Source organism: Dietzia sp. CQ4, assembly GCF_014145125.1.
Lineage (GTDB): Bacteria > Actinomycetota > Actinomycetes > Mycobacteriales > Mycobacteriaceae > Dietzia > Dietzia natronolimnaea.
Genome location: NZ_JAALDZ010000333.1, coordinates 1 through 3,800, shown reverse-complemented (window position 1 = coordinate 3,800; position 3,800 = coordinate 1). Strand labels below are relative to the sequence as shown.

The window sequence follows — 3,800 nt, the reverse complement described above, 5'->3', positions numbered from 1 at the left end:
CCCCGGCCCGGGGTCGGGTCCCCGCGGCCGGATCCCGAGACCGCCCGGTCCTGCTCGGCCGCGTCGAGCCCGCCGTGGAGGGGCAGGACCTCGGCGCGCCCGCCCAGTCGTGCCGTGAGCGAGCGCACCACGCGGTCGATCTCGCGGACCCCGGGGAGGAAGACCAGGGTGTCCGACCCGCTCGCGGTCACCTCGTCGGCCGCCACGGTGGCCACGTGGTCGAGGAAACCGTCGGTCACCCCACGGGAATCCAGTCGGGGAGCGAGGGGCGGGCGGTAGCGGATCTCCAGCGGATGAAGGACGGCCGGGATGTCGATCACCGGCGCCGCGGCCTCCGTTCCGGCGCCGCCCAGCAGGCGCGCGAAGCGACCGGCCTCGACGGTCGCGGACATGGCCACCACGGGCAGGTCGTCGCGGAGTTGGCGCAGCTCGCAGAGCAAAGCCAGGGCGAGGTCGGACTCGACGTCCCGCTCGTGGACCTCGTCGAGCACCACCGCCGCGGTCCCGGGCAGGTCCGGGTCGGCGATCAGGCGCCGGACCAGCACCCCCGGGGTCACGAACTCCACGAGGGTGTCCCGTCCGACGCTGGAGTCCCCGCGCACGGAGTAGCCCGCCAGGGTGCCGACCCCCGTCCCGGTCAGCGCCGCCAGTCGTCGCGCCGCCGAGCGGGCGGCCACCCGTCGGGGCTGGGTGACGACGACCCGTCCCGCGATCCCGTCCGCCGAGGCGACCGCCGGTGGGGCGAGGGTGGTCTTCCCGGTGCCGGGCGGGGCCTGGACGACCGCGGTGCCCCTGGTGGCGAGGGCGTCCCGCAGGGCGGGCAGCGCGGCGGCGAAGGGCAGTCCGTGGCCGATCCGGTCCAGATCGAAGGGGGTCACGTCCCCGCTCCGTCCACCCGTGTCATGTCCACGACCCTAGGCGCCGACGACGGAAGTCCGTGCCCCGGCGCACGGATCGGCGGCGTTCGCTGTCGGCGTACACGGATCTGCAATGGATCCCCGACCTGCCGCGTTGAACCCTGGTGACGGACCCGCTCCCGCTCCTGCGGTGCAGCGCGTCAGACACGGCCACTAGAGTGGACGGAACCCGAGGAATGTGAGGTAGCACGATGTTCGAACGGTTTACCGACCGCGCGCGTCGCGTCGTCGTCCTGGCCCAGGAAGAGGCCCGGATGCTCAACCACAACTACATCGGCACCGAGCACATCCTGCTGGGTCTCATCCACGAGGGCGAGGGAGTGGCCGCCAAGGCACTCGAGTCCCTGGGGATCTCGCTGGAAGCGGTGCGGAGTCAGGTCGAGGAGATCATCGGCCAGGGCCAGCAGGCGCCCAGCGGGCACATCCCGTTCACGCCGCGGGCCAAGAAGGTCCTGGAGCTGAGCCTGCGCGAGGCGCTGCAGCTCGGCCACAACTACATCGGCACCGAGCACATCCTGCTCGGCCTCATCCGTGAGGGCGAGGGCGTCGCCGCCCAGGTGCTGGTCAAGCTCGGAGCGGACCTCACCCGGGTCCGCCAGCAGGTCATCCAGCTGCTGTCGGGCTACCAGGGCAAGGAGGCCGAGGCCACGGGCGCCCCCGCCGGCACCGGTGGTCGCGAGTCCGGTACGCCGTCGTCCTCGACGGTGCTGGACCAGTTCGGTCGCAACCTCACGCAGGCCGCCATGGAGGGCAAGCTCGACCCGGTCGTCGGCCGCGCCAAGGAGGTCGAGCGCATCATGCAGGTGCTCTCCCGGCGCACCAAGAACAACCCGGTGCTCATCGGCGAGCCCGGCGTGGGCAAGACCGCGGTCGTCGAGGGCCTGGCCCAGGCCATCGTCAACAACGAGGTCCCCGAGACCCTCAAGGACAAGCAGGTCTACTCGCTCGACCTGGGGTCCCTGGTGGCCGGTTCCCGCTACCGCGGAGACTTCGAGGAGCGCCTCAAGAAGGTGCTCAAGGAGATCAACCAGCGCGGCGACATCATCCTGTTCATCGACGAGATCCACACCCTCGTCGGCGCGGGTGCCGCCGAGGGTGCGATCGACGCCGCGTCGATCCTCAAGCCCAAGCTGGCCCGCGGTGAGCTGCAGACCATCGGCGCCACCACGCTCGAGGAGTACCGCAAGCACATCGAGAAGGACGCGGCGCTCGAGCGTCGTTTCCAGCCGGTCCAGGTCCCGGAGCCCAACGTGGAGCTGTCCATCGAGATCCTCAAGGGTCTGCGGGACCGCTACGAGGCCCACCACCGCGTCACCATCACGGACGCCGCCCTGGCCGCGGCGGCCCAGCTCGCGGACCGGTACATCAACGACCGCTTCCTCCCGGACAAGGCGATCGACCTCATCGACGAGGCCGGCGCCCGCATGCGGATCAAGCGGATGACCGCTCCGCCGGACCTGCGGGAGTTCGACGAGAAGATCGCGGAGGCCCGCCGTGAGAAGGAGTCCGCGATCGACGCGCAGGACTTCGAGAAGGCCGCGGGCCTGCGGGACACGGAGAAGAAGCTCATCGCCGAGCGCTCGGAGCGCGAGAAGCAGTGGCGTGCGGGCGACATGGATGTGGCCGCCGTGGTCGACGAGGAGCAGATCGCGGAGGTCCTGGGCAACTGGACCGGGATCCCCGTGTTCAAGCTCACCGAGGAGGAGACCACGCGTCTGCTCCGCATGGAGGACGAGCTGCACAAGCGGATCATCGGCCAGGAGGACGCCATCAAGGCCGTCTCCCGGGCCATCCGCCGCACGCGGGCCGGTCTCAAGGACCCCAAGCGGCCCTCGGGTTCGTTCATCTTCGCCGGCCCGTCCGGTGTCGGTAAGACGGAGCTCTCCAAGGCGCTGGCGAACTTCCTGTTCGGCGAGGACGACGCGCTCATCCAGATCGACATGGGCGAGTTCCACGACCGCTTCACCGCGTCCCGTCTGTTCGGCGCACCTCCCGGGTACGTCGGCTACGAGGAGGGCGGCCAGCTCACGGAGAAGGTCCGGCGCAAGCCGTTCTCGGTGGTCCTGTTCGACGAGATCGAGAAGGCCCACTCCGAGATCTACAACACGCTGCTGCAGGTGCTCGAGGACGGCCGTCTCACCGACGGGCAGGGCCGCATGGTGGACTTCAAGAACACCGTGTTGATCTTCACCTCCAACCTGGGCACGAGGGACATCTCCAAGGCGGTCGGGATGGGCTTCCAGTCCTCCGACAACACCGAGGACGCCTACGAGCGGATGAAGCAGAAGGTCAACGACGAGCTCAAGAAGCACTTCCGGCCCGAGTTCCTCAACCGGATCGACGAGATCGTGGTGTTCCACCAGCTCACCAAGGCTCAGATCGTGGAGATGGTCGACCTCATGGTCAGCCGCGTCGGCGTGGCGCTCAAGGCCAAGGACATGACCATCGAGATCACGGACCGGGCCAAGGAGCTTCTCGCCAAGAGGGGTTTCGATCCGGTATTGGGTGCGCGGCCGCTGCGTCGCACCATCCAGCGCGAGATCGAGGACACGCTGTCGGAGAAGATCCTCTTCGGCGAGGTCGCGGCCGGCGAGCTCATCACCGTCGACGTCGAGGGCTGGGACGGGGAGTCCGACAAGACCGAGGACGCCCGGTTCACGTTCACCGGGGTCCAGCGCCCGGACGCCGGGTCCCGCGAGGGTGAGGAGATCACCGCGAGCGTCGCACCCACCGGTGAGGCCGGCCCGGGCGACTCGCTCCCGCCCAGCTCGGGCGGCTTCGGTGGCGCAGCCCCCGGCGGCCCGTCGGGTAGCGGTGGGGCGGCTCCCGCCACCACCTAGGCCGGACACGCGGCACGGACACGAGGCGGCCCCCGCTCATCGA

2 protein-coding genes are annotated in these 3,800 nt (G+C 70.1%); one reads left to right on the top strand and one right to left on the bottom strand.

Annotated elements, in window-relative coordinates; all coding sequences use genetic code 11:
• Positions 1-878: DEAD/DEAH box helicase (locus tag G6031_RS16165; RefSeq protein ID WP_182653814.1), on the bottom strand; the 878-nt coding region annotated here is incomplete at its 3' end.
• A 230-nt stretch (positions 879-1,108) separates the two neighbouring features.
• Between G6031_RS16165 and G6031_RS16160 the strand changes: the two genes are divergently transcribed.
• Positions 1,109-3,757: an ATP-dependent Clp protease ATP-binding subunit gene (locus tag G6031_RS16160; protein ID WP_179524491.1), complete on the top strand. Its 2,649-nt coding sequence runs from the start codon at positions 1,109-1,111 to the stop codon at positions 3,755-3,757.
• Positions 3,758-3,800: the final 43 nt, after the last annotated feature.

Bases quoted from the DNA above. Each gene is read 5' to 3' on its own strand.
- G6031_RS16160 (WP_179524491.1), top strand. From the start codon at position 1,109: ATGTTCGAACGGTTTACCGACCGCGCGCGTCGCGTCGTCGTCCTGGCC.